Source organism: Phycisphaerae bacterium, from assembly GCA_024102815.1.
Taxonomy (GTDB): Bacteria; Planctomycetota; Phycisphaerae; order UBA1845; family UBA1845; genus JAGFJJ01.
Genome location: JAGFJJ010000048.1, coordinates 103,657 through 123,495 on the forward strand (window position 1 = coordinate 103,657; position 19,839 = coordinate 123,495).

Genomic DNA, 19,839 nt, shown 5'->3' on the forward strand with positions numbered 1-19,839 from the left:
ACTGCCGGAGCACTGAGGCCCATCCGGCGCGACGCGGGACTCGCGGCCCTTACGCTTCCGCCGCCGCCATGGCGTCGAGAACCGTCATCTGCACGGCATTTCGGCCGGACCGTTTGGCGGCATAGAGCTGCTCGTCGGCCGCGCGAATGAGCAGGTTGGAGGTGTTGGGGCCGGTGTCGGACACTTCCGGCATGAGCGCCACCCCCACACTGAACGTCACCGTCAGGCTGCGCCCGCCGACGCGGACCGGTGTCACTTCCATGGTCTGGCGGAGTCGCTCGGCCAGCGTCATGATCCCTTCCACGGTCGTGTTGGGGGCGATCACGACGAATTCCTCGCCCCCGTATCGCGCCACGTAGTCGACCTTTCGAATGTTCTGATCGAGGGTCTCGGCCACGACCTTCAAGGTCTGGTCGCCGGCCTGATGCCCGTAGGTATCGTTGAACGACTTGAACCGGTCGACGTCGATCATCAGCAGGGCGCAGGAAGTACCCGCTCGTGCAGACCGTTCCAATTCCTGGGCGAGGCGGGCGTCAAATGCAGCGCGATTTCCCACGCCGGTCAGGGCGTCAGTCGTGGCACGATGGAGCAGGTCTTCCTGCTGCCGGGCCATGCTCTGGTTCTCGACATGGAGGGCAAATGTCAGCTCCGAAATTCGCTCGCGAACGGCACCTTCCAGCTCCTCCACCGATCGCATGAATCCCGGAGGCAGATCGAGAACACGGCGCGTGTCTTCGACCTCCGTCACAATCGAATTCAGCGTCTCCATGGCCTGGGCTTCGGAAAATCCAAGAAGTCTCGCGGCACTCTGGATAAATCGATCCGGATTATCCGTCTGGGCGTGGGGATCGGGACAGGCCACGCTCGCAGCAATCTCCGCCACCCGGATGATGGACTTGAGGTCCGACGGCGGATCCTCGCCGCCATCCCCTCGGAACGTCTCGATGACGGTGCAGACGGGCTCGGGAATGCCCCAGCCCCTCAGCAATTGAGCCCCGACGCCGGTGTAATCCTCGCCGAATGCGGCGCGCTCCAGGGCGGGAAGATCCTCGGGAACCAGGCGGGCGCTGCTTAGCACACGCTCATACTCGGCGGGCAGCGCCGCCGCGATGACCGACCGGCCGATCTGGCTCAGCAGGCCGACCACAAAAGCCTCATTGGCCAAATTCGACTTGCACTGGGCCGCGATCACCTTCGCCGCGGTTCCGCAGGCCAGGGACTGCACCGTGAATTGCTTGGGATCAAAGCGCTTGCAGCCGGTCGGCGCGGGCGCGGTGAGCACGGAGAACGAAAGCGCCATCATCTTTACGCCGCGAACGCCCAGCAGGGCCACGGCCTGGTGAAGCGACGACACCTGTCTCGCGACGCCGGCCATGGGTGAATTGACAAAACGGAGAATCTTGGCAGCCAGAATCGGGTCGGCGGCGATCGTGTCGGCGATCTCCCGGACGGAAGTGTCCGGCTGCCGGGTGATTTCCAGAAGTCGGATGACCACGCCAGGGGGCGTGGGAAGCCGTCCACCGGACTCCAAACGCTGATAAAACGCGCTCTTCACGGATTGGACTCCTCCCGTGTTTTCCTGCCTCCTCGTGGCGGCGGCGGGGCTGGTACTGGCGGTTAAGCGCCGTAACCATACAGCGGCCCGGAGCGCACAACGATGCTCCGTCCGCTTTCGAAGCGGCTCTCTCGAAACCGTACGATTCATCGGAAGAACGACTAGGGGAATTCTCTTATACGGGCATGTCCCAAAACTAAACGCCGAACAGGAGAATCTCCTTCGTTCGTCGACGCGTGGAAAGTGCGTACTGATTATCCCAGGCTTCTGCCAAATTCGCCCGGGGCTTGAAATCGCGGAGCGCCCGCAGAAGCTCCTCCGGCGAAGGAATACCATCGCTCCGATAAGAAACCAGCAGGGCGCTTCGGCGATGGAGCTCAAAAAGCGCCCGGAAGCAATCGAGAACGCGCCCGGGGTCATGCCAGGGATTGGTTTCCGGACGAAGGCGGCGGTGCTTCGAGGCGAAGTCGATGCGCTCTTCCCATCCGTCGTAATCGACGAGCCCTTCCAGGAAGTGATAGAAGCCGTGGTAGTCGACGCCGACACCGCCCGCGCCGATGTAAGGTGGATCGATATAGACCAGATCGAAGTCGGGCTCGATCGCGGCGGCATCCCGGCACGTCGCCCGGCAGGGGCTCGCCCCGCGAACGACCGCGGCATTGGCCTGGCGGGCAAGCGCGCGGACATGGTCCTCAAATGAACGATCCCAACTGGCCTTGTTGCCAAAGCTGCGCGAGACCTCGGCGTGACGCATGTAGAGATTGCGGCGATGAAACAGGTTGTAAGGGCGCTTCGCCATCGCCGCCTGAAAAACGACAAACCAGCAGAGCGCCCGGCGGTATGGGTCGGCAATGCCGGCGATGTTCCCCGCCGCCGTATCGAGCCAACGGTTCTCCTCGTCGGTGAAGTAGATGTCGGCGAAGTACCGTTCGACCAGGTCGCCGTAGTCGACGCCCCGCCGGCGGACGCCAAGGGCGACGACCTCATCCTCGCACAGCAATACGTCGTCGTTCTCGATCAACCCCAGGCCGATCTGGTGATTGAAACGCAGAATATCGTTGTACGTGACCGCAAATCCGGCGCACTTGAAAGCGTGGGCAACGGCGCCCGTCCCACCGAAGGCATCGAGCACGGTGCGGACACCCAACCCCGCGGCAACATGGACAATGGACGAAGCGAGTCGGCGCTTGCTTCCAAGATAGCGCGTGGGCGGAAATTCCGGTCTGTCTGAAATGTCGGAGAGTTCGGGAAAAAGTGAGGTCGTCATGTCGAGCGAGAGGCGGCGGGGCCAAAGATGTCCGATTCCGCACCCGAAGACGGATTGGAAGGCGTGCGAGGTCGAATCGGCTCGGCCACGCCGCTGTAGCGCAGCGCCGCGCTGAGAAGCCCCACGAAGAGCGGCTGCGGCTCAAGTGGTCGGCTGGTCAGTTCGGGGTGGGCCTGCGTAGCGACAAAGAAGGGATGCACTTCGGCGGGCAACTCGAGCAACTGCATGATGGGATGCAGTGGGCTCTTGCCGGAGAAGACCAACCCGGCGCGCGTCAACATGTCGACATAGGCCGGGTTGACCTCGTAGCGATGTCGGAAGCGCATGCGAACGCGGTCCGCCTCGAAAAGCCGCGCGGCCAGCGTATCGGGGAAAATCTGCACGTCGAATCCCCCGAGGCGCATGTTCCCGCCCAAGCCCTCGATCTTCTTCTGCTCGGGCAGCAGGTCGATCACGGGATCGGCGCAATCGGGCTCGATCTCGGTGCTGTTGGCGTGTTTGAGGTTGCAAACATGCCGGGCGTACTCAATCACCGCGATCTGCATGCCGTAACAGATGCCCAGGTAGGGAATGCGGTTCTCGCGAATGTGGCGGATGCAACTGATCTTGCCGTCCACGCCGCGATACCCGAACCCGCCGGGCACAATGACGCCATGAACGTGCTTGAGCCGGTCGGCAACGCTCTGCTCGCTCAGGTCCGTGCTGTCCACCCATTCCAGGCGTACCCGGGCCCCGACGGTCGCGCCGGCGTGCTCCAGCGATTGAATGATGCTGGCGTAGCTGTCCCGCACCGAGGTGTACTTGCCGATGATGCCGATCGTGAGCGGGTGCTCGGCCGAACGGAAACGTGTGATGTAGTCGCCCCACACGCGCCGGGCGGCGTCCTCCGCGCGGCGGTCCGCGCGATCGGAAAGACCCAGCAGCTCGACAACCGCCGCGTCCAGCCCCGCGCCGCGAAGCATCTCCGGAACGACATACACACTGTCGCTGTCGTGCATGGAGAACACGCGCTCCATGGGCACGTTGGCGAACAGGGCGATCTTTTCGCGAACCTTCTTGCTCACCGGCGACGACGCCCGGCAGGCAATCATGTTGGGATGAATTCCGGCGGCGTTGAGCAGCTTGAGATTGAGCTGCGCGGGCTTGGACTTCTGCTCACCGAGAATCTGCGGCTCGACGATGTACGTCAGCGCCACGAAGCAGAAATTCTGCGGGCCCTCTTCGAAGGCCATTTCGCGCACCGCCTCAATGAAATAAGCGTTCTCGACGTCACCGACGGTTCCGCCGATCTCCACGAAAACCACGTCGGACTCGGCCGCAACGGCCAGCTCCCGCAGGCGAAGCTTCACCTCGCCCGTCACATGCGGAATCATCTGCACGTCGCGCCCCAGGTACCGCCCGGCACGTTCCTTTTCCAGCACGGAGGAGAATATCTGCCCGCTGGTGGCGAAGTTCAACCGGCCAAGGTCCTGGTTGAGCATGCGCTCATACGTCCCCAGGTCCATGTCGCATTCCATGCCGTCATCCAGGACGAATACTTCGCCGTGGCGGAAGGGGTTGAGCGTGCCGCTGTCGCGATTGAGATACCCTTCGAGCTTGATAGGAGAGACGGCCAGGCCCTTGTCCTGAAGTACCTTGGCCAGCGAACTTGAAAAGATGCCCTTCCCCAACCCGCTCATCACTGTGCCGAATACGACGACATATTTCGTCTTGCCGGGGCGATAGCCCGACGGCATCGGCGTGAAGAATTCGGTATCATCCGAAGTGTGGGAGATGGTGGAGAATGTGCGTTCGGCGTTCATGAGATGTCGATCCGCGCTGCCCGGAGCGCATTCTCGCCGTTGGCGACTGTCCGACATCGCCCGCACGATGTCAATCGATCGGCCGCCGCGCTGCCTTCCTCACCCATCCTATGACTAGCGCGGCATGTCCAGGTGTCAAGCCGCCATGACCAGAAGGATTCTATGCGCCTTGCCCCGCGTGTCGGGCGACAAACGCCGCGTAATCTTCCGGCGTATCAATTCCCGACGATCGCCTGGCCGCACGGGCCACGCGAATCGCCATGCCCCGCGACAACCAACGCAGCTGCTCCAGCGACTCACAGGCCTCCAGCGGCAAGTCCCTGTGGTCGAATCCGCCCTCGACCTTCTTCGCGCTCGGCTCAGGAGCGCCGGTTTGTCCGCCGGACACGGCCTGTCGCAATGCCGCCCCGCGAAACGCGTACACGCCGAGATGCAGCAGCCATCGCGACGGGCGCTCTACGACACCGCCGGCCGCCCTCGGATAAGGTATCAGACTTCGCGAGAAATACAGCGCCCGTCCGCGAAGATCGACCACTACTTTCACGCAATTGGGATCCGCGGGCGATCCTCGACCAGTTTTCGGACCTTCGTCATCGAACGGAACCGCCAGCGTGCCGATGCCGCAGTCGTTTTCATCCGCGTTCATCGCCTTCACCAGCCGGGCGAGATCGTCCGGATCGACCTCCGGCTCATCCCCCTGAACGTTGAACACGAGATCGCCACCGCCGGCATTGAGCTTGTCGGCGACCTCGGCCACGCGATCGGTCCCCGATACGTGATCGCTCCGCGTCATGCAGAACTCGCCCCCGAAGGAACGAGCGGCGTCGGCGATGCGCTCATCGTCGGTAGCCACGATGACGCGATCAAACAGCGGGCACCCGGCCGCGCGCTCGTACACGTGCTGAATCAGGTACTTGCCCGTTTCCCGCGCCAGCGGCTTTCCGGGAAAGCGCACAGCAGCAAACCGGGCGGGAATGACCGCCAGCGTGGCCATGGATTTATGCGACTCCGGGAAAACGACGACCGTCGTCAGGACGAGTCCGGGCAAGTGTAAACCAATGACAAAGCAACGTCAAAACGCGGATTCACTGCTTCAGAATGGACACGCCGAGCATGCCCGCGATTCTCGAGCGCGGTTTGGCGCCGCACGGCCCCCCCCCTAGCATGTGGTTCTCATGAACCCCCGCCGCCTTCTCACCATCCTCATCCTCGTCGGCATCGTGGCCGGGGCGATCGCCGGGCAAATACTCTACGACCCGACGTTCCGCATCACCATGCCCGATGCCCGCCACGCCCACCCCGCGGCCCTGGCCGCGTTCCACTTCGTCGGCAACACCGTCTTCATGGGCCTGCTCAAGATGATCGTTATCCCCCTGATCGCCACGAGCGTGCTCATCGGCGTCACCAGCGTGGGCGACTTCCGCGAGCTGGGCCAGATCGGCATCGCCACGCTGGTCTTCTATTTCGCCAGCATGCTCATCGCGACGGTCGTCGGACTGATCCTCGTCACGAGCATCCGCCCCGGGGAACGCGTCGCCGCACAGGATCACGAGACGGCCCAGCGAACGTTCGAAGAGTCCGAGTCGGTGAAACGCGATGTCGAAGCCGGCCCGCGCGGACTCATCAAGGCGCTCCAGAACCTCGTCGAGCAGATCATCCCTTCCAACATCGTCGCCGCTGCCGCCGGCGGGCAGGCACTGCCCGTGATTTTCTTCTCGATCCTGCTGGGGGTGGTGCTAACCACCATGGGCGATCGCGCCAGGCCGGTGACCGATTTCATCGCCGCCTCCTACGAGGCCATCATGCGCCTGGTGGACGCTATCATCTGGCTGACGCCCATCGGCGTTTTCGCCCTGCTCGCCTGGACGGTGGCGAGGATCGGGCTGGGGGTGTTCTTCGAGGCCATTGGGGCGTACATGGGGACCGTTCTCGCCGGGCTGTCGATTCAGGGGCTGATCGTCTTGCCCGCCGCTTGCTGGCTCCTCGGGAGGTGTAATCCCTGGCGCTTTTTCGGACACATGCGTCAGGCCCTGCTGACCGCGCTCGGCACGGACTCCTCCTCCGCCACGCTCCCCGTCACCATGGAATGCGCCACGGAAAACGCCGGAATCAGCCGTAAGGCCGCGGGATTCGTCCTCCCCCTCGGCTCAACCATCAACATGGACGGCACCGCCCTCTACGAAGCCGTCGCCGTCGTATTCCTCGCACAGGCCTACGGGATCGAACTGAGCACGACCGTTCTCATCCTCGTCGCGGTCTCGGCGACCCTCGCTGCAGTTGGCGCGGCCGGGATCCCGAGTGCGGGGCTGGTCACCATGGTGATCGTCGTCGAGACGGTTAACGGAGCCCTGGCCAGCTTGCCTGGATCCCCCAGTATACCCATCGCCGCAATCGGCCTGATCGTCGGCGTTGACCGCATCCTGGATATGTTCCGCACCACGGTCAACGTCTGGGGCGATGCCGTCGGCGCGGCGATCATCGACCGCCTGGACCGGGACTATTTCACCGGGAACCGCACCGCGACAACTTGAATCGAACAAGAACGACCGGGCGCGCAAAAAAGCCGGATAAGCTGCGCCACGGCGCCGCCTATCCGGCCGATCGTCAGGGTGGTCGTCTGGTACTAAGAAGATCGGTCGGCGACCTGGCAACGGATTACGTCAGCAGGCCGGGGCTGTCATCGCCAAAGAAATCGAACACCGTGTCGTTGTCCCAGATGAACTCCGTCACGGCGTTGATCAGCACGTCCTGCAGGATCTGGCCGGTGCATCCGCCGAACTGGAACAGCGTCCCCATCGCCATGCCGAGCACAGCAAACTTCAAGCCTCGACTACGCATAACGCAAACTCCCTTTATCGCTCAATGATTATCCGGCGCCCGATGCGCCGGTTTGACCGCCACAAGTAGCGGTCGCGGCGCGCAGGCACGCCAATCGACCGTCTTCCCTCTCAATTGCCCAGATGCTAGTTACGAGGGGACGGGACGTCTGAAAAAAGCCGGCGCCTTACATTTCCTTGCAAGATCGACCAGCCATGACCAGATGCGCGCCACTTCAGCGGGCGCCGCAGGCGCGGTATAAGTCCGCATCTATCTTCGGGCCTGATGAGTATTGCTGGGTTCGGAAAAGGGAGGACGATTCATGGCCAAGTCGCCGCAGGAAATGGAAGCGTCGATGATCCGCAACCTCAAGGAGCAGACCGGCAAGACGCTGGAGCAGTGGATCAAGATTGTCGAGAAATCCAAACTCGCCAAGCACGGCGAGATCGTGAAACACCTCAAGGCCGACCACGGCATGACGCACGGATACGCCAACCTCGTCGCCCACAAGTCGCTGGCCACCGACGCCGGATCGGCCGAGGACTCCGGCGCGCTCGTCGAGGCCCAGTACTCCGGCGCGAGAGCCTCCCTTCGTCCCATCTACGATGCCTTGATGGCCCAGGTGAGCAAGTTCGGCGGCGACGTGGAGATCGCACCGAAGAAGGCCTACGTGAGCCTTCGCCGCAATAAACAGTTCGCCATCATCCAGCCGTCCACCGCGACCCGCGTCGACGTGGGCATCAACCTCAAGGGCGTTGAACCGACCGGCCGACTCGAAGTGTCCGGCAGCTTCAATTCGATGGTCTCGCACCGCGTCCGCGTTTCCGCGCCGAACGAAGTGGACAAGGATCTGGTCGGCTGGCTGAAGCAGGCGTACGAAGGGGCGTGAGGGCAGAAGGGCTTCTCAAATCGCCACGCGATGCAGGCCGCCGTGGAGGTAATTCATGGTTTGCACGGTGAGCAGCACGGCCGCGTCCAGCGTCGCCCGGTCGCCCGGGCGATCCAGCCGCAGCTTGAGTTGCCGGCAGCGGATGGTCATCTCCGAGAGGACCTGGTCCACCGTGTACTGGTACTCATCGGTCCACTTGGCAACGACGCGGCGGATGTCGGGGGCGACGCGCTTGAGATACTGCCCGGCCGGTTCGCCATCGACGCATTCGCGCGGATCGCGGAAAAGCCGCCGCAGATCGCGGTCGTAGATGTTGGACGCGTCGGTTCCGTAGCGCGCCCGCTTCTCCTCGTAGTGCTCACCGAGGGTCATGCGGAGGCGCCCCAGCGGATCGACACGACGGCGGTCGCGCACAGGCGGCGCCGCCCCCGCGATCTCCTGCATCAACTCGTCCACGTACTCGAGCTTGCGCAGCGCGGGCCAGCCCGCGTAACGCTTTCGCCAGGGGAAGCGCGGCGTGAGCCACACGGCGAACGTCTCCGCGAAGTCCTCGGACGGGTGACTCTGGGCGTACCAATGGTCGAGGTGGAGGACATAGCCCCGGCTGAGCGGCTTGGGGTTGTAAAACTGCGGGTACGGCCGTGTGGCTCGCCCGAATACCTCCCGCCATTTCTTCCGCCGATGAAGCCGAAAGGCGTTGGAAATCGCATGGCCGACCTCATGTCGAAGCAGGCGCAGGCAACGCCGCGAAGTCGTACCGTCGATGTCCTGCATCTGGCGCTTCTCGAGGCGCATCAGGCGTGGATGAGCCAGATAGAAGGGAACCGCCACGCCGGGGATGCCGTCCGGCGAGAACCACTCTGTTGAGAGCCAGAAGTGCGGCCGAATGGTCAGGCCGCGCTCGAGGACTTCGGCACGGACCCTCGATACACAGCGGTCGAGCCAGGTCGTTCGAAGGTCGAGGCGAAGATCACACAGGCGAGCATCGAGAAGGTCGCCGTCGGACCAATCCGCCCACTCAGGCGCTCGCCGTGGCCTTCGCCGCTGACGGACGGAACGCAGCGATTTCCGTGTTTTTGATCGCGGCAATGCCACTGAATCACCCCTGAGAAGTGTGTCCGAAGTCCATGGACCCCGGCCGACCGGATCATTCTACGGCCGGTAATTCACAGAGCAATTGACCGATTTCGGCCACCGAAGGCGGGCCCTTGGCGTGCTCCCAGCGGCCTCGTCGCCATAATAATTAAATTTTTGGTGAAATTGGCGCCTGGAGAGGGCTCCCCATTTCGCGGCTGAAACTATTGTCCGACCGGAATAGTCGGTTGTTTGCAAATGATGTTGTGAGGTCTAGAATCGTCCTTTGCGTTCCCTTTTTTCCTCCTTGCCCAGCCGGACGACGGAATGGCTCGATCGCCCGCCGACAACAAGACGGCCGCCTTGCAGGAAATGGCGGCCGAGATCTTCGAGCTGTACCGGCTCGTGGCCATTGAGCGCTCGCGACGCCCAAGCGGGAATGACGAGCTTTCCGAGGCGGAATTCCTCACGTTAGAGACACTGGCGCGGGATGAACCACTGACCATCGGGGAAGTACAAAAGCGGATCGGCGTGGTTCCGGCACAGATGTCCCGCATCGTGCGAGCACTCGAAGTGGAAACCGGCAAGGGGCATATCACCTGCAATATCAATCCCCACGATCGCCGGCGCGTCGACCTGCACCTGACGGCATCGGGCCGGAAAGCCATGCAGAGCTACCGCGAGACGCACCTGGGGAGCATTCAGCGGATTCTTGATATCCTATCCGACGAGGAGCGTGAGAATTTCATGCGGGTGATGCGCACGCTTCGTTCGGCCTACGATCACGATTCCGACACGCAATCCTGACTCTCAGACTTTCGCGCTCCACGACGGACGGTCGTTCAAGCCTCATCCGGTCTCCGATCCCACGGAAGGCAGTCCCCGCATCCCGTCATTTCGCTGGGATAAGGCCGCGCTTGCCGCTATAATCCAGTCGGGCCGGAAATAATAGACATCTGAAATCGGTTGGCTTCCCGGGCATCGATGCGCCAGCACCGCTCCCCGAGCTTTGCACCACTTGAATTTCGAGGAGGGACCGCAAGCATGAAACGGCATCTGATCCGACCCTTGAGCCTTACTCGCGTACTCGTGTCCTCGCTGCTGTTGGGCGTCTTCGCGCTGGGTGCGGCGGCACACGAAGATCACCAGTTTGACGAGGATCGCCAGCCGCCCTACGACGGGCCCGGATGGAAGAAAGTGAATGGTGGCTCACCATCACTGGCGTTCGTCGGCACCAACATCGAACTTCGCAGCTGGATCACGTTGCTGGAGTTCAATTCCGGCGCGACCTCGGCTGACGATTGTTGGGGATACGTGTCTCCGTCCGGCCGGGAGTACGCCCTCATCGGTCTCTCGCTCGGCACGGGAATCGTCGAGGTGACGAATCCCGACGATGCTCAGATTATCGCGGTTCTGCCCGGCCCGACGAGCATCTGGCGCGATCTTAAAGTTTACCAGCATTATGCCTATGCCGTCAGCGAAGGCGGCGGCGGGATCCAGGTGTTTGATCTTTCGCAGATCGATCAGGGCGTCGTCCAGCAGGTCAACACGGTGCTTACCGGACCGGGGACATCCGCGACGCACAACGTGGCCATCAACGAGGAGAGTGAATTCCTCTATCGGGTTGGCGGAGGCTCATCTCCAATACAGGGCTTTCGCGTCTATGACCTCTCAGATCCGGCCGCGCCGGCCTATGTGACCACCTGGAACAACCGTTATTGTCACGACGTACAAGCCGTGAATTACGTGGAGAACAATGGTCCGACGCCGACTGTTCGGGAGATCGTCTTCTGCTATGCGAACGATACCTCCGGCGGCGGCAATCCCGGAATCGCCATCCTCGATGTCACCGACAAGCTGAACATCTTCGAGGTGGGATCGATCAATCTCGCTGCACCGCCGATCTTCTCGCATCCGGCGCGCTTCTCACACCAGGGCTGGCTTTCGCCGGATCGAAACTACATCTACTTCGGCGACGAGGTTGACGAAGGGGCATCGCCGTTTCCGCCGACCACCACGCGGATCATCGATGTCTCCGATCTGGCCAATCCCGTTCAGATAGGCGTCTTCTCCAACGGCAATACGTCACGCGACCACAATGTCTACACTCGTGACAACTGGATTTTCGAGGCTAATTACCGCAGCGGTCTTCGCATTTTCGACGCCACCGATCAGCTGAACCCCGTGGAAGTCGCATACTATGACACGTATCCGGGAAGCGACTCGGCCAACTACAACGGCCTGTGGAACGTGTTCCCCTACTTTCCCAGCGGAACAATCATCGGCAGTGACATCGAACGGGGCTTGTTTGTCTGGCGTTTCAATGCGCCGGCCGATCCGCCCACCGGCCCGAATCCCGCGGCCGGCTATCCACACGCGGCCCTGAAGAACCGCTACGTGAGCTTCTCGCCCGACGCATCACTTCTCGGCACGCCGCACGCCTATCGCGTGCAACACGTGGGCAGCGGATCGGCCTGGTACGTCAGCACTCCGCGAACAACGCCCGTATCGATTGACGGACAGGGCTTGTGTTTCCTCGTCTCCGATCCTGCCCCGCCGCTCCATGACTTCGCGTCCGAGCCCGTGCTGCACGTGGGCGGCTGCATGATTGCACCGGGACAGTCCTATGAGGTGCGCACCACGACGGACGGAATCCTCTTTTCCGATCCGCTCGTCGTTTCAACCGCCTCCCAGCCGACGAACGGACGATGGTGGGCGGACGTTGCCGGGTTGCTGAGCGCGGCGGGAGACGGCTCCACCATTCCGCCAACGCCCGCCGGAGCATGGACGCCGCCCGACGGACTCGTGAGCGGATTCGACGTGACCGCAATATTGGGCGGTTTCGTGCAGTCCCCTTCGGCCGCGCACTTCACGTGGCTCGACCTCAACCCGGAACGCACCGACCGCGTGGTCAACGGCAACGACATCCTCCAGGCGGTCAACGCGTTCTCCACCGGCAGTGGGAAGGAGTTCTATCCTTTCGCGATGCCGCTGGCCGGACCGCAAGGGCAACCAATCTGCCCGGCGCCGCCGTTGTCATCGGCGCTAAGTCCGTAGAAAATCTGAGCCCGGCAGGAATGATGATCTGCCTGTGGTGACGGCCCCATGTTCCGCCGAATGCTCTTCTGGGCGCTGACGGTTTCAGCCATTCTGACGGCGTCACTTGCGCTGGTCAGCCAGCGATCGGCGATCATGATTGTCCACGGCCGCGGGATGCTTCCCAGCGGCCTGCAGGAGCTGGGCTTCAGCCGGGGGTCTTTTGTACTCCAATCCACCTTCGACCCCACTTCACCCGGTTCGTCGGTTCTCGGGTACCTGCCCGATTGGATTGAAGTTCTGGGCGTCTCCTACCAGGCGAGGAGCTGGGCACGGGGCGCCGGATACCTCCAATTGAGCGTAAGCCTTTGGTCGGTCGCAGTTCTCCTCGGCCTGTACCCCGGCGCGGCGACCCTGCTGATTCCGTTTCGATTTGCGCGACGCCGTGCCCGGCAGCAGTGCCATCGCTGCCGATACAGTCTCGTGGGCAACACCAGCGGAGTCTGCCCGGAATGTGGCGAGCCATTGATGGCCGCATTCCTTCCGCCGTGGCAGCGAACCTGTGTTGCTTTGGCCACGGCGCTCATCGTCGCCCTGCTCGTGGAATACGTCGTTCAGCAATTCGCCATTCAGCATCGCATCGCGATCTGGTTTATCCAGTGGTTTCGCACGGACAATGGCGCCTGGCTGATCACCGCGCTGATTCGCTGCCTGCCGGTGGCCGCGGTGAGCCTGGGCAGCTATTTGTACCTCAGTCCTGAACGGTTTCCGGACCGCCGGCCGTGATGGCCCCCCGCCGTGCGCCCGATCTTCCCGATGCGCTTGGCCTCAAGGCGCGTCCCTGCCGATGATATTCCTTGCCCGGCCGCGCTCCGGCCGGGAAACTTGGGTCTCCGGGCCCGACGGCGCCGGCGCGCCCGCCGGGGTCGATCATCCGAATCTGAACACAGGGAGGAAGGTAATGCGCAATCTACCGTGGTTCCGCTTTCTGGCGGTTGTGCCGATTCTGGTCCTGGCGTCCTGCCCGGCGACGATGCCGCCGCCCGATGGCGGAATGACTGAGGGAGTAACTTTCGGGGCCACGGAGCCCGATCGCTCCGTCGTCGAGGCGCGCCCGCAAACGATCAATCCGTATGCCGCCAACGCGGACGCCGAACTGCCCCGCTCGGCCGATCTCACCCGCGACCTTCCCCCCATCGGCGACCAGGGCGGGCTGGGCTCGTGCACGGCGTGGGCGTCGGGCTATGCCGCGGCGACCTATACCGCCAATCGCCAGTTCGGCTGGGGCGCGAGCACCTCGTCACACCAGGCTAGTCCGGGCTACCTCTATGAGCGCCTGATCGAGACGGACAATCTCGATTGCGGTTCGGGCACGTTCATTCAGACGGCCATGAACCTCCTCATCCAGGACGGCTGCTCGAGCTTCGACACGGTGGACTACAGCGACCAGGTCTGTTCGGCCAATTCGTCCACCAGCGATGCGGCCAACTTCCGCATCGGCAGCTTTAACCGCGTCGTGGAAACCGATCGGCACGCGGTCCGCGCCGAATTGGCCGCGGGGCGCATACTGGTGATCGGCGCCAGCCTGTACGACGATTTCCCCCAGTGGACGGGCGACGGCGTCTACCGCGGCAGCGGGAATTTCCTCACACAGGGCAGCCAGCACGCCGCCCACGCCATGGCCGTGGTAGGCTACGACGACAATCGCCAGGCCTATCGCATCATGAACAGTTGGAGCACGGCATGGGGTGACTTCGGCTTCATGTGGATGCACTACGACACGTTCCACGCGACCGTGTTCGAAGTGTATTCCATCGAGCCGGCCGGTGACCGCCAGCCGCCCTCGCCTCCGGGACCGGGACCCGAGCCTGAGCCATTGCCTGATCCGGATGCGTTCCTCGACGAGGCCTACCAGTTCGCCGACGTCGATCCGGTCTCACGCGAGGATCAGGTCTATCTCGTCTTCTACTATCACTTCACGGCTCCCGTGTTCATCCGCACGATCACCGTCACCGACCCCTCACTCAATCAGGGGCAGCAGACATACAACGCCTGGTACCAGGAGGGGTATGTCTATTTCGTGCAGACCGGCGGATTCCAATGGGAACCCGGCCCGTACACGATCGAGTTCAATACGCGAACGGAGAACGGCAACGACATCATCTACAGCGGCGTGGCCGACATCGCGGCACTGGATGATGGCTCTTCCGACAACGGGCTTTGCTCCGATCTGTGCATTTTCGCCTTCGACGGCGAGTGCGACGACGGCGGGCCCGGCGCGGATTACAACGTCTGCGCGTTCGGAACCGATTGCTTCGACTGCGGTGTCCGCGGCGATGACAGCGGCGTCGACATGCTGTGCAACGACACCTGCCGGTACGCGGGCGACGGCGAGTGCGACGACGGCGGCCCCGGCGCCGACTACGCCGTCTGCGAGTACGGAACCGACTGCACCGACTGCGGGTCGCGCGATGACGTCGTCGTCGACCAGCTCTGCGAAGACTCCTGCATCTTCGCGTTCGACGGCGAGTGCGACGACGGCGGAGCCGGCGCCGACTTCGACGTGTGCGCCTTCGGCACGGACTGCTTCGACTGCGGGCCGCGTGACCCCAATGATCAAACCGACGCCTTCTGCACCGATACCTGCCCCTTCGCATTCGACGGGGAATGCGACGACGGCGGGCTGGGGGCGCTCACCGACGTGTGCGCTTTCGGCTCAGACTGCTTCGATTGCGGGCCGCGCAGCGCCGACGGATTCAAGAGCGTCGTGAAACCGGAATCCGCGGCCGCCTCAACCGGAACCGGCGAATCGTCCAAACCGACGGCGCGCAAGTTCCGGGGTATACCCATCAAGACGCCCGCGTGGGCCAAGGAATTGCCCACGGCCGGCGTCCGCGCGGAAACGCTGGGGGCCAACCGTCAGCCGGTGACGATCGTTCAGCCCGAACCGGCCGATGAGGGCGAGAAATAGTCCGCGGCGCGATCCGCGATTGCGGATTCATCAGGCAATTGAAACCACCGAACCAGGGGCGATGCTCGATGAGCGTCGCCCCTTTTCTTTTGGCGTTTCCGCAAACGTGGGATTCGCTGTGTGGATTATCCGTCGATCCTATGGCTCCTGCTCGCGCGGGGCTACAGGGCAGAATTATTCATCCCCGAATGGTCCTGAGTATGTCACTCAGGAAATCAAGTGGTCCGCGATGAATCCAATCGTAGTTCGCGAGCCAGAAGAAGACGGTTAGTCCTGCGATCTCGAATCCAAGCCATCCCAGGAATCCGAACCGTCGTCGCTTTCGGATATAGGTAGCGGCGAAGGTGGCTACGATTCCAAGGTGAAGCAGCAATCCAGGCCAGAACGTCCAGTTGAGGAATTCTCTCGTCGCACGACCCATGTGTCCTATCTTGATTGGCTCCAGGCTTAACCGCACACCTGCGGCGACGATCAGCGCAAGCCCCACAGCCGCCAGCACAAACATGGCCGCTCCGGAACGCGGAATCCGCGGCGACTTCGAGTACGTCACAGGATCTTCGGGATCGAACTCGCCGCCGCACTCGGGGCAGCGCGGCCGCTCAAGTCCGCGAAGCGGATACGCACAGTCAAGGCAATACTCTTCTGGGAGATCGTGTCGCGAATGTTCTGGGTTCGACATGATCCTCGATCCAATCGCCCCCACAGCGGGGTCATCGCATCTTCGATGCCTGAAATACTATCTTCTGGTCGTCGCCCTTTCCGGCCTCGTCGATGCCGTTGCGTCCGCGGCTTAGAAACCAGAACTCATTTTCTCTTGTCCCTTTCATGAGCCTGATCGGGTTACCCCATCCGTCGTAGATTTGTTCATCGTCGACCGGAGTGCGCAGAAACTTGAATGTCTCGTCATCCAGACAGGGCCAGTGACGCATGAGCGCATCCGTCGGTAGCGCCAGGCCAAGCAATGCCCACTGGTCCTCCAGCATCGCAACTTCGAACTTCAATTGTCGCAGCGTGTCTTCCGTATCCAGCCAAGCATGGAGCAGCGCTTTTCGATGCGACCCCACGGCCTGCTGCAAAACGAAGAGCGCGGTAATGCCAACGGCAACAACTGCATAAACGGCTCGGTGGCAGCGGCGTTCTCGGCGACGCCGAACGGAAATCAGCGATCGCCCATCAGGACGTGCGCTGGCCTGTGATTCGATCAGATCATTGCGCGTCATCGGTCGATTGTAGGCGCGGAGATCCTGGGAATTCCTGCAAATCGGGCCGTGGTGTTGCGTGGGCGAAAGCCACGCGGCTTAGAAGATAAGCCGCTCCCCGGATTCTCCGACCCGTTCCCCATTCACCATTCCGCATTGGCGGGCGCAGCCCGCCCTACTTCAGATTTTCCGGATTCAGCCCTTTTAAATCCTCCGGCACGAACTGGCCGTCCTTGCGGATCAGCGTGTCGTCGAACCAGATTTCCCCGCCGCCGTACTTGGGCGTCTGGATGCACACCAGGTCCCAGTGGACCACGGACTTGTTGCCGTTGTCGGCTTCGTCGTACGCCCCGCCGGGGGTGAAGTGGAACGAGCCGGCGATCTTCTCGTCGAAGAGAATGTCCAGCATGGGCTCGGTCACGAAGGGGTTGAAACCGATGGCGAACTCGCCGATGTGGCGGGCGCCCTCGTCGCTGTCGAGCACCTTGTTGATGTGGGCCGTGTTCGTGCTCGTCGCCTCCACGATCTTGCCCTCCTTGAAGACGAAACGCACGTTGTCGTGGATCACGCCCTGGTAGATGGAGCGGGCGTTGTACTGGAGCGTGCCGCTCACGCTGTTTCGCACCGGCGCGGTGAAGACCTCGCCGTCCGGGATGTTGAGCTTGCCGTCGCAGCCGATGGCGGGGATGCCCTTGATCGAGAATTTCAGATCGGTGCCCGGACCCTTGATGTGTACCCTGTCCGTCGATTCCATGCGCGCCTTGAGCGGCTTGAGCGCCTCGGCCATGCGGGCGTAGTCCAGCGTGCAGACGTTGAAGTAGAAGTCCTCGAACGCGGCCGTGCTCTTGCCCGCCTGCTGGGCCATCGCCGGGTGCGGCCAGCGGAGCACCACCCAGCGCGTCTTGGGTACGCGAATGTCGAGGTGCACGCGCTTCCACACCGTGGACTGGTACAGCTTGTGGGAGTCTTCGGGCAGGTCGGAGAGCTCGGCGATGTTGTGGCTGCCGCGCATGCCGATGTAGGCCTGCACGTTGCTCATGGTGAGCACTTCCGCGTCGGCCCACTGGTCGAGCTGACTCTTGGTGGCGCCCATGAGCAGTTCCCGGTTCACCTGGTTGCTCTTGAGCAGAACCAGCGGATCGGCCCCGGCCGCGCGGGCCACGCGGACCAGCTCGCAGGTCATCTCGTGGGGGATGTCGATGGCTTCGATCAGGATCTTCTCGCCGGGCTTCATTTCCGTGGAGTACCGGATGAGCACTTCGGCGAGCTTGGTCATGCGTGGATCGGTCATGTTCGGCTCCGGGCTTGAGGGGTCGCGGGGAAACTTCCGATACCCAAGTGGTACGGATACTGGTTTCCCGAAGGATACCGGAATCGGCGACAGGGGTGAATCCACGACGTGGCTTCACGCAACAAACACGGCTAGAATGCACAAGGAGAGGACGCTCGCTCATCGGCGGGGATTCCGCCCCGCGGCGGCGTTCGGATTCGAGATGAATATGAGTCAACGGCCCAAGGCATCCGCGGCGAAGTTCGACACGGTGGAGCCGCTCGGCAAGCGCGTGCTCATTCGCAAGGACGAGGACAAAAAGGTGACCAAGGGCGGCATCGAGCTGCCCGATTCGATCGAGATTCCCACGATCACCGGGCGGGTCGTCACCGTCTCGCACCAGGTCGAGCTGGACGAGAACTTCCCCATCCGCCAGTACGACCGCGTGCTCTTCAACCCCAAGAACGCCATCCCGGTGGAGTTCGACCCCGGCAACTGCCTGTACGTTGTGCCCATCGAGGACGTCGTGGCCGTGTTTCGAAAGAGTGAGTAACGGGCAATGCGATTTCGCACGACCTTCAGAGAATCTCGACCCCTGTTCTGTTAGACCCCGTTCTTCACTATTGCCTGTTGCCTTCTTCCCATGCTCGACTTCCCCTCTCCAGCGCTGATCGGCGTCATCCACCTTCCGGGCCTGCCGGGCAGCCCGCTGCACACGCTGAGCATGGAGGAAATCCTCAATCGCGCCGTGTCCGACGCACGCACGCTGAAAGGCGCCGGCTTCGACGCCGCCATCGTGGAAAACTTCGGCGATGCGCCCTTTCCAAAGGACAATGTTTCCCCCGCGAGCGTTGCCGCCATGGCCATCGTCGCCGACCACGTCCGCCGCGAGTCCGGGCTGCGGATCGGCATTAACGCTCTGCGAAACGATGCGGTCGCCGCACTGGGCATCGCCGCCGCCGCCGGGGCAGGCTTCATCCGCGTAAACATCCACACCGGCGTCTATGCCACCGATCAGGGACTCATCGAGGGGCGGGCCGACGAGACGCTGCGCTACCGCCGACTGCTCGGCCGGCGCGTCGCCATTCTCGCCGACGTGCACGTCAAGCACGCCACACCCCTCGGCCATGCCGACATCGCCGCCGCCGCCCGCGACACCGCCTACCGCGGCCTCGCCGACGGACTCATCGTCACTGGACCTGCGACGGGATCTGCCGTCGACTTCGACGATCTGACGAACGTTCGCCACGCCGTGCCCGACCGCCGCATCTTCGTCGGCAGCGGCGCCACCGCCGACACCGTCGCCTCCCTGCTCAATCTTGCTAATGGCGTCATTGTCGGAACGGGCATCAAGCCCGGCGGCGACCCGGCCGCGCCGATCGACGCGGCCCTTGCCACGTCGTTCGCTCACGCCGCGGGACGTTCCTGACGGGGGCGGTTGAATTCAGGTTCTTGCGGAAAGAATGTTGCGAATCTGCTCGACCAGCGCCCGGCGATCAATGGGCTTGGAGAGGTAGTCGTCGGTGCCGCACTCGGCCGCGCGCTCCACGTCGCCCGGCTCGTTCAGCGCCGTGATCATGATCACCACGATGTCCCGCGTTGCCGGATCGCTCTTGATCCGCTTGCAAACCTCAAAACCCGACATCTTCGGCATCATGATATCCAGCAGCACGATCGCGGGCGATTCCTCCGCGACGAGACGCATCGCCTCGAGCCCGTTGGTCGCCGTCAGCACCCGAACTTCCGGCACGTCCTCCAGGTAGGCCTGGAGCAGCTCCAGGTTCTGCGGATTATCTTCAACAAGGAGCACGACGGGACGTTGGTCTTTGGCGCACATGATGACGATAAGTCCCCGATCCGCGATTGGCCCCGCAGCGATGACCGCCTGCGGGAACGATCCCGCCGCAATAGCGCGCACCAACTTGCGGCCCTGTGCGGCGCGCACGTCAGCATAATCGA

General features: G+C 62.9%; 18 protein-coding genes. 8 read left to right on the plus strand and 10 right to left on the minus strand.

The genetic code is table 11. From position 1 onward, the window contains the following. Positions 1 to 49: 49 nt before the first annotated feature. The 4 genes from J5J06_11480 to kdsB form a co-directional block, all read right to left on the minus strand. Positions 50 to 1,555: a GGDEF domain-containing protein gene (locus J5J06_11480; protein ID MCO6437701.1), complete on the minus strand. Its 1,506-nt coding sequence runs from the start codon at positions 1,553 to 1,555 to the stop codon at positions 50 to 52. A 196-nt stretch (positions 1,556 to 1,751) separates the two neighbouring features. Beyond that, positions 1,752 to 2,822, minus strand: coding sequence for a DNA adenine methylase (locus J5J06_11485; GenBank protein ID MCO6437702.1), 1,071 nt, complete (start codon positions 2,820 to 2,822; stop codon positions 1,752 to 1,754). Continuing rightward, on the minus strand, positions 2,819 to 4,624 hold the full coding sequence (locus tag J5J06_11490) for a CTP synthase (GenBank protein MCO6437703.1): 1,806 nt from the start codon (positions 4,622 to 4,624) through the stop codon (positions 2,819 to 2,821). The genes J5J06_11485 and J5J06_11490 overlap by 4 nt, the downstream gene beginning before the upstream one ends. Before the next feature lie 160 nt (positions 4,625 to 4,784). Then, entirely contained in the window at positions 4,785 to 5,618 is an 834-nt protein-coding gene (kdsB, locus tag J5J06_11495; protein ID MCO6437704.1) for a 3-deoxy-manno-octulosonate cytidylyltransferase, read from the minus strand. Between the two features lie 181 nt (positions 5,619 to 5,799). On the opposite strand from kdsB, the gene J5J06_11500 reads away from it, so the two are divergent. Then, a complete protein-coding gene (locus J5J06_11500) occupies positions 5,800 to 7,155 on the plus strand; it encodes a dicarboxylate/amino acid:cation symporter (protein MCO6437705.1) in 1,356 nt (451 codons plus the stop codon). 124 nt (positions 7,156 to 7,279) lie between these two features. Here J5J06_11500 and J5J06_11505 read toward each other — a convergent pair whose 3' ends face one another. Then, positions 7,280 to 7,462, minus strand: coding sequence for a hypothetical protein (locus J5J06_11505; protein ID MCO6437706.1), 183 nt, complete (start codon positions 7,460 to 7,462; stop codon positions 7,280 to 7,282). A 301-nt stretch (positions 7,463 to 7,763) separates the two neighbouring features. Here J5J06_11505 and J5J06_11510 point away from each other — a divergent pair, with 301 nt between their 5' ends. Then, entirely contained in the window at positions 7,764 to 8,330 is a 567-nt protein-coding gene (locus tag J5J06_11510; GenBank protein MCO6437707.1) for a DUF4287 domain-containing protein, read from the plus strand. A gap of 15 nt (positions 8,331 to 8,345) precedes the next feature. Here the strand turns inward: J5J06_11510 and J5J06_11515 are convergent, their stop codons facing one another. Continuing rightward, a complete protein-coding gene (locus tag J5J06_11515; GenBank protein MCO6437708.1) occupies positions 8,346 to 9,392 on the minus strand; it encodes a putative zinc-binding metallopeptidase in 1,047 nt (348 codons plus the stop codon). 339 nt (positions 9,393 to 9,731) lie between these two features. On the opposite strand from J5J06_11515, the gene J5J06_11520 reads away from it, so the two are divergent. The 4 genes from J5J06_11520 to J5J06_11535 all read left to right on the plus strand — a co-directional run bounded on the left by J5J06_11520 (position 9,732) and on the right by J5J06_11535 (position 15,411). Then, entirely contained in the window at positions 9,732 to 10,211 is a 480-nt protein-coding gene (locus J5J06_11520; protein MCO6437709.1) for a MarR family transcriptional regulator, read from the plus strand. A 237-nt stretch (positions 10,212 to 10,448) separates the two neighbouring features. Continuing rightward, positions 10,449 to 12,461, plus strand: coding sequence for a choice-of-anchor B family protein (locus J5J06_11525; GenBank protein ID MCO6437710.1), 2,013 nt, complete (start codon positions 10,449 to 10,451; stop codon positions 12,459 to 12,461). A gap of 48 nt (positions 12,462 to 12,509) precedes the next feature. Further along, complete coding sequence (locus J5J06_11530) at positions 12,510 to 13,226, plus strand: hypothetical protein (protein ID MCO6437711.1); 717 nt, start codon at positions 12,510 to 12,512, stop codon at positions 13,224 to 13,226. 175 nt (positions 13,227 to 13,401) lie between these two features. Beyond that, positions 13,402 to 15,411, plus strand: a complete 2,010-nt coding sequence (locus J5J06_11535) for a C1 family peptidase (protein ID MCO6437712.1) — start codon at positions 13,402 to 13,404, stop codon at positions 15,409 to 15,411. 178 nt (positions 15,412 to 15,589) lie between these two features. Here J5J06_11535 and J5J06_11540 read toward each other — a convergent pair whose 3' ends face one another. The 3 genes from J5J06_11540 to J5J06_11550 all read right to left on the minus strand — a co-directional run bounded on the left by J5J06_11540 (position 15,590) and on the right by J5J06_11550 (position 17,901). Next, entirely contained in the window at positions 15,590 to 16,090 is a 501-nt protein-coding gene (locus J5J06_11540; protein MCO6437713.1) for a hypothetical protein, read from the minus strand. Positions 16,091 to 16,121: 31 nt separating this feature from the next. After that, positions 16,122 to 16,631: a hypothetical protein gene (locus tag J5J06_11545; GenBank protein ID MCO6437714.1), complete on the minus strand. Its 510-nt coding sequence runs from the start codon at positions 16,629 to 16,631 to the stop codon at positions 16,122 to 16,124. 154 nt (positions 16,632 to 16,785) lie between these two features. Further along, positions 16,786 to 17,901 carry an aminopeptidase gene (locus J5J06_11550; protein MCO6437715.1) on the minus strand — a complete coding sequence of 372 codons (1,116 nt, stop codon included), beginning with the start codon at positions 17,899 to 17,901 and terminating at the stop codon, positions 16,786 to 16,788. Positions 17,902 to 18,109: 208 nt separating this feature from the next. Here J5J06_11550 and J5J06_11555 point away from each other — a divergent pair, with 208 nt between their 5' ends. Then, positions 18,110 to 18,433, plus strand: a complete 324-nt coding sequence (locus J5J06_11555; protein MCO6437716.1) for a co-chaperone GroES — start codon at positions 18,110 to 18,112, stop codon at positions 18,431 to 18,433. A gap of 90 nt (positions 18,434 to 18,523) precedes the next feature. Next, a complete protein-coding gene (locus J5J06_11560; protein MCO6437717.1) occupies positions 18,524 to 19,309 on the plus strand; it encodes a BtpA/SgcQ family protein in 786 nt (261 codons plus the stop codon). Between the two features lie 15 nt (positions 19,310 to 19,324). Here the strand turns inward: J5J06_11560 and J5J06_11565 are convergent, their stop codons facing one another. Next, complete coding sequence (locus tag J5J06_11565) at positions 19,325 to 19,825, minus strand: response regulator (protein ID MCO6437718.1); 501 nt, start codon at positions 19,823 to 19,825, stop codon at positions 19,325 to 19,327. Positions 19,826 to 19,839: the final 14 nt, after the last annotated feature.